This window comes from Streptomyces sp. WELS2, assembly GCF_013870595.1.
Taxonomy (GTDB): domain Bacteria; phylum Actinomycetota; class Actinomycetes; order Streptomycetales; family Streptomycetaceae; genus Streptomyces.
In genome coordinates this window covers 1-5984 of sequence record NZ_JACBWZ010000362.1, presented here as the reverse complement: position 1 = coordinate 5984, position 5984 = coordinate 1, and the positions used below count along the sequence as shown (strand labels likewise).

Below are 5984 nucleotides of genomic sequence, written 5' to 3'. Positions count from 1 at the left end.
CCGTAGCCGTCGATGGAGACCACCGCGCCCGCCGGGGCCACCGCCACGCGCGCGTGCCAGTGGCCGGACGGCTCGCGGAGGTGGTCGACGTACACCTTGACCGTCAGCGTGCGGCCGGGGGCGAGGGTCCCCGAGGACCGGCTGAAGTACAGCCACGCGGCCGGCGTCGAGACCGACCAGCGGATGCCGGACGACCCCGAGGACGCCGTGAGGGTGATCAGCGTGGTGTCGCCCCCGTCCACCCCGCCTCCGTCCGCCCCGGAGACCCCGGCCCCGACCCCGCCCGAGACGCAGACGCCGAGCCCTTCGGGGAGTTGAGGGGCGGGGGGAAGCGGCTCACCCGGTCCGTGTGAGCGGCTCACCGGACCCGCGGGCCGGCCCCGGGATCAGTCAGCCGGATCCGCGGGATGCGGTGCCACCAGCGGCAGCCGGGAGGCCAGGCGCTGTTCGCACAGTTCCACCAGGCGGTCGTAGCCGGCCTTGCCCATCAGTTCCGTCAGTTCGGCGCGGTAGGAGACGTAGACCGGCTCGCCCGCCCCGTGGGCCGAGGTCGCCGACGTGCACCACCAGTGCAGGTCGTGGCCGCCCGGGCCCCAGCCCCGGCGGTCGTACTCGCCGATGGACACCTGGAGCACGCGCGTGTCGTCCGGGCGGTCGATCCAGTCGTAGGTCCGCCGGATCGGCAGCTGCCAGCACACGTCCGGCTTGGTCTCCAGCGGCTCCCGGCCCTCCTTGAGGGCCAGGATGTGCAGCGAGCAGCCCGCGCCGCCCGCGAACCCCGGACGGTTCTGGAAGATGCACGAGCCCTGGAACGGCCGCGTCTGCCGGGAGCCCTCCTCGTCCTCGGAGACCCAGCCGCCGCGCGTGCCCTCGTCGTGGTGCTGCCAGATCTCCGGGGTGAGCCGCGCCACGTGCCCGGCGACCCGCTTCTCGTCGTCCTCGTCGGAGAAGTGCGCGCCCAGCGAGCAGCACCCGTCGTCGGCGCGGCCCGCCTGGATGCCCTGGCAGCCGCTGCCGAAGACACAGTTCCAGCGGGAGGTCAGCCAGGTCAGATCGCACCGGAAGACCTGCTCGTCGTCGGCCGGGTCCGGGAACTCCACCCAGGCGCGGGCGAAGTCGAGGCCCTTCTCGTCGCTCACCCTCGCCTCCTCGGGAGCCATGGCGGACTTGAGCTTCTTGCCCGCCTTATCCACCTTGCCGGTCTTGCCGGTTTTGTCGGGCTTGGCCTTTTTCGTCTTTGGCACCCGTCCAGGGTAAGTGGCCGGACACCACCGGGGGCACCGAGGACGCTCACTCTGGCAGTAGCGTTCCGTATATGAGACTCGGTGTCCTGGATGTGGGTTCGAACACGGTGCATCTGCTGGTGGTGGACGCCCACCCCGGCGCGCGCCCGCTGCCCGCGCACTCCCACAAGGTCGAACTCCGGCTCGCCCAGCTCCTCGACGACAGCGGTGCCATCGGCGAGGACGGCATAGACAAGCTGATCGACGTCGTACAGGACGCCCTCCAGGCCGCCGAGGACAAGGGCGTCGAGGACCTGCTGCCGTTCGCCACCTCCGCCGTCCGTGAGGCCGGCAACGCCGACGACGTCCTGGGGCGCGTGGCCGAGAAGACCGGCGTACGGCTCCAGGTCCTCAGCGGCGCCGAGGAGGCCCGGCTCACCTTCCTCGCCGTACGCCGCTGGTTCGGCTGGTCCGCCGGAAAACTGCTGGTCCTGGACATCGGCGGCGGCTCCCTGGAGATCGCCTACGGCATGGACGAGGAGCCGGACGCGGCGGTCTCCCTGCCGCTCGGCGCCGGCCGCCTCACCGCCGGCTGGCTGCCCGGCGACCCGCCCGCCCCGGAGGACGTGCGCGCCCTGCGCCGCCACGTCCGCGCCGAGATCGCCCGCACGGTCGGGGAGTTCGCCCGGTTCGGCGCCCCCGACCACGTGGTGGCCACCTCCAAGACCTTCAAGCAGCTCGCCCGTATCGCCGGCGCCGCCCGCAGCGGCGACGGCCTCTACGTCCAGCGGGAACTCAAGCGCCAGTCCCTGGAGGCCTGGGTCCCCAAACTCGCGGGCATGACCGCCGGCCAGCGCGCCGCACTCCCCGGGGTGTCGGAGGGCAGGGCCGGCCAGCTGCTCGCGGGCGCCCTGGTGGCCGAGGGCGCGATGGACCTCTTCGACGTGGAGCGACTGGAGATCTGCCCGTGGGCCCTGCGCGAGGGCGTGATCCTGCGGCGCCTGGACCACATGGGCTCCGCTTAGCGCCCCGGGCGGCGCGGGGCCGCAGCGGTCCCCCGCACCCGTGCACACGCACCCGCACCCGCGCAAATGGCGAACGTCACAACGGTGAACAGGCACACAGCACCCGGGCCCGCCGACGCCGTATGGTGACGAGCGTGGCTGAACCAACGGACGTGCGCATCGCGCTCTCGACCGCTTCCGTCTACCCGGAGTCCACGGCGACGGCCTTCGAGATCGCCGCGCGCCTCGGTTACGACGGTGTCGAGGTCATGGTGTGGACCGACCCGGTGAGCCAGGACATCGAGGCGCTGCGCCGCCTGTCGGACTACCACGGCGTGCCCATCCTGGCCGTCCACGCCCCCTGTCTGCTGATCACCCAGCGGGTGTGGACCACCGACCCCTGGACGAAGCTGCTCAGGGCCCGCGCGGCGGCGGAGAAGCTCGGTGCCTCCACCGTCGTCGTGCATCCGCCGTTCCGCTGGCAGCGGCAGTACGCCCGGGGCTTCGTGGAGGGCGTCTGGCGGATGGCGGACGAGACGGACGTGCGGTTCGCCGTCGAGAACATGTACCCCTGGCGCTACCGCGACCGCGAGATGCTCGCCTACGCCCCCGACTGGGACGTCACCAACAACGACTACCGGCACTTCACGATCGACCTCAGCCACACGGCGACGGCCCGCACCGACGCCCTGGACATGGCCGACCGCATGGGCGACCGGCTCGGGCACGTCCACCTCGCCGACGGCCGGGGCTCGGCCAAGGACGAGCACCTGGTGCCCGGCCGTGGCACCCAGCCCTGCGCCGAGCTGCTGGAACGCCTGGTGCGCACCGGCTTCGACGGCCATGTGGTGATCGAGGTCAACACCCGGCGCGCGATGTCCGGTGCCGAGCGCGAGGCCGACCTCGCCGAGGCCCTGGCCTTCACCCGCGCCCACCTGGGCGCGGCGGCCGTACGGGTGCCCCGGCGATGACCCCGCCCCGTCCCCTGGAGACGGACAGCGCCGCCCCGCGCTCCGCGGAGACGGACGATTCAGCCCCCCGTCCCCCCGCCCGCCGCCGGGGCCGCCCCCCGCGCACCGAGTCCGCCGGCACCCGGGACCGCATCCTCGCCGCCGCCCGCGAGGAGTTCTCCGCGCGGGGGTACGAGAAGACGTCCGTACGCGGCATCGCCAAGGCCGCCGGGGTGGACTCCGCGCTGGTGCACCACTACTTCGGCACCAAGGAGCAGGTCTTCGAGGCGGCCGTCGAGGTCGCCTTCGCCCCCGCGCTGGACGCGCCCGACGCGGTCGCCGAGGGCCCGGCGGACGGGGTCGGCGAGCGGCTGACCCGGTTCGTGCTCGGCATCTGGGAGGACCCCGCCACCCGGGCCCCGCTGCTGGCGATCGTGCGCTCGGCCGTCGACAACGACACGGCCGCCGCCGTCCTGCGCCGCCTGGTCGCCGCCCAGCTGATGCGCCGCATCGCCGCCCGGCTGGAGCTGCCCGACGCGGAGCTGCGCGCCGAACTGGCCGCCGCCCAGCTGGTGGGCTGTGCCATGCTGCGGTACGTGATCCGGCTGGAGCCCCTGGCGTCGGCGGACCTGGAGCAGATCATCGCCCGTGTCGCACCCGTCGTACAGGTCCATCTGACGGCCCCGTGAGGAGCCGTCCGGCAGGAGCCGTCCGGCAGGAGCCGTCCGGCGGCGCCGGTGAAACGGACGTCCCGGGATTCGGACACCCCGTCCCGCCAGCTGGATGACCGGCGTACGCTCGACAGCAGGCACACCCGTCTGAAGGAGCGAGCGACGATGCCCGAGCTGAGGTCCCGCACAGTCACCCACGGTCGCAACATGGCGGGCGCCCGCGCCCTTATGCGCGCCTCCGGTGTACCCGGTGCGGACATCGGCCGGAAGCCGATCATCGCCGTCGCGAACTCCTTCACCGAGTTCGTGCCCGGTCACACCCACCTCCAGCCGGTCGGCCGGATCGTCAGCGAGGCGATCAAGGAGGCCGGCGGCATCCCGCGCGAGTTCAACACGATCGCGGTCGACGACGGCATCGCCATGGGCCACGGCGGCATGCTGTACTCCCTGCCGTCCCGCGACCTGATCGCGGACTCGGTGGAGTACATGGTCGAGGCCCACTGCGCCGACGCCCTGGTCTGCATCTCCAACTGCGACAAGATCACCCCGGGCATGCTGATGGCGGCCCTGCGCCTGAACATCCCGACGGTGTTCGTCTCCGGCGGTCCCATGGAGTCCGGCCGCGCCACCCTGGTCGACGGCACGGTCCGCACGCTCGACCTGGTCGACGCGATCTCCGACGCCGTCAACGACAAGATCTCCGACGAGGACATCCTCCGCATCGAGGAGAACGCCTGCCCGACCTGCGGCAGCTGTTCCGGCATGTTCACCGCCAACTCGATGAACTGCCTGACCGAGGCCATCGGCCTGTCCCTGCCCGGCAACGGCTCGGTCCTCGCCACCCACACCGCCCGCCGCGCCCTGTACGAGAACGCGGCCCGCACGGTCATGGACCTCACCCGCCGCTACTACGAGCAGGACGACGACACCGTCCTGCCCCGCAACATCGCCACCCTCCAGGCCTTCGAGAACGCCATGGCCCTGGACATCGCGATGGGCGGCTCCACCAACACGATCCTGCACCTGCTGGCCGCCGCCCAGGAGGCGGGCGTCCCGTTCGGCCTGGACGAGATCGACGCCGTCTCCCGCCGCGTGCCCTGCCTGGCGAAGGTCGCCCCGAACGTCGCCAAGGACCGCACGTACTACATGGAGGACGTGCACCGCGCCGGCGGCATCCCGGCCCTGCTGGGCGAGCTGCACCGGGCCGGCCTGCTCAACGAGGACGTGCACGCCGTGCACAGCCCGTCCCTGGCCGACTGGCTGAAGACCTGGGACGTCCGCGGCGGCTCGCCCTCGCCCGAGGCGGTCGAGCTGTGGCACGCGGCGCCCGGCTGCGTCCGCTCCGCCGAGGCCTTCTCCCAGTCCGAGCGCTGGGAGGCCCTGGACGAGGACGCCGAGAACGGCTGCATCCGCTCCGCCGAGCACGCGTACTCCAAGGACGGCGGCCTGGCCGTGCTGCGCGGCAACCTCGCGGTCGACGGCTGCGTGGTGAAGACGGCCGGCGTGGACGAGTCGATCTGGACCTTCGAGGGCCCGGCGGTCGTCTGCGAGTCCCAGGAGGAGGCCGTCCAGCGGATCCTCACCCAGGAGGTCAAGGACGGCGACGTCGTCGTCATCCGCTACGAGGGCCCCAAGGGCGGCCCCGGCATGCAGGAGATGCTGTACCCGACCTCGTACCTGAAGGGCCGGGGCCTCGGCAAGACCTGCGCCCTGGTCACCGACGGCCGCTTCTCCGGCGGCACCTCGGGCCTGTCCATCGGCCACGCCTCGCCCGAGGCGGCCTCCGGCGGCACCATCGCCCTGGTCCAGGACGGCGACCGCATCCGCATCGACATCCCGAACCGCACGATCGAGCTGCTGGTCGACGACGCCGAGCTGGCCCGCCGCGAGCAGGCCCTGAACGGCGTCTACGCCCCGAGGAACCGCGACCGCAAGGTCTCCACCGCCCTGCGCGCCTACGCCGCGATGGCCACGAGCGCCGACAAGGGCGCGGTGCGCGACGTGTCCCGCCTCGGTTGACCGCTCACCGCGACACCACCGGCAGGGGCCGCCTCCCGACGGAGGCGGCCCCTGTCGGTCGTCACGGCCTCACCAGGCGCCAGGCGCCCGGCCGTCCACGGTGAACACCGTGCCGTC

General features: G+C 72.8%; 5 protein-coding genes and 1 pseudogene. 4 read left to right on the top strand and 2 right to left on the bottom strand.

From position 1 onward, the window contains the following. Positions 1-242 (bottom strand): annotated as a pseudogene (locus tag H5J33_RS20480) (hypothetical protein); the annotation flags it as partial. A 144-nt stretch (positions 243-386) separates the two neighbouring features. Continuing rightward, on the bottom strand, positions 387-1244 hold the full coding sequence (locus H5J33_RS20475) for a hypothetical protein (RefSeq protein WP_181796382.1): 858 nt from the start codon (positions 1242-1244) through the stop codon (positions 387-389). Positions 1245-1315: 71 nt separating this feature from the next. Here H5J33_RS20475 and H5J33_RS20470 point away from each other — a divergent pair, with 71 nt between their 5' ends. The 4 genes from H5J33_RS20470 (at position 1316) to ilvD (ending at position 5867) form a co-directional block, all read left to right on the top strand. After that, entirely contained in the window at positions 1316-2248 is a 933-nt protein-coding gene (locus H5J33_RS20470) for a Ppx/GppA phosphatase family protein (protein WP_181796381.1), read from the top strand. A gap of 122 nt (positions 2249-2370) precedes the next feature. Further along, entirely contained in the window at positions 2371-3198 is an 828-nt protein-coding gene (locus H5J33_RS20465; RefSeq protein ID WP_181796380.1) for a sugar phosphate isomerase/epimerase, read from the top strand. Continuing rightward, a complete protein-coding gene (locus H5J33_RS20460; protein WP_181796379.1) occupies positions 3195-3866 on the top strand; it encodes a TetR/AcrR family transcriptional regulator in 672 nt (223 codons plus the stop codon). The genes H5J33_RS20465 and H5J33_RS20460 overlap by 4 nt, the downstream gene beginning before the upstream one ends. Before the next feature lie 147 nt (positions 3867-4013). After that, a complete protein-coding gene (gene ilvD / locus H5J33_RS20455; protein ID WP_181796378.1) occupies positions 4014-5867 on the top strand; it encodes a dihydroxy-acid dehydratase in 1854 nt (617 codons plus the stop codon). Positions 5868-5984 lie beyond the last annotated feature (117 nt).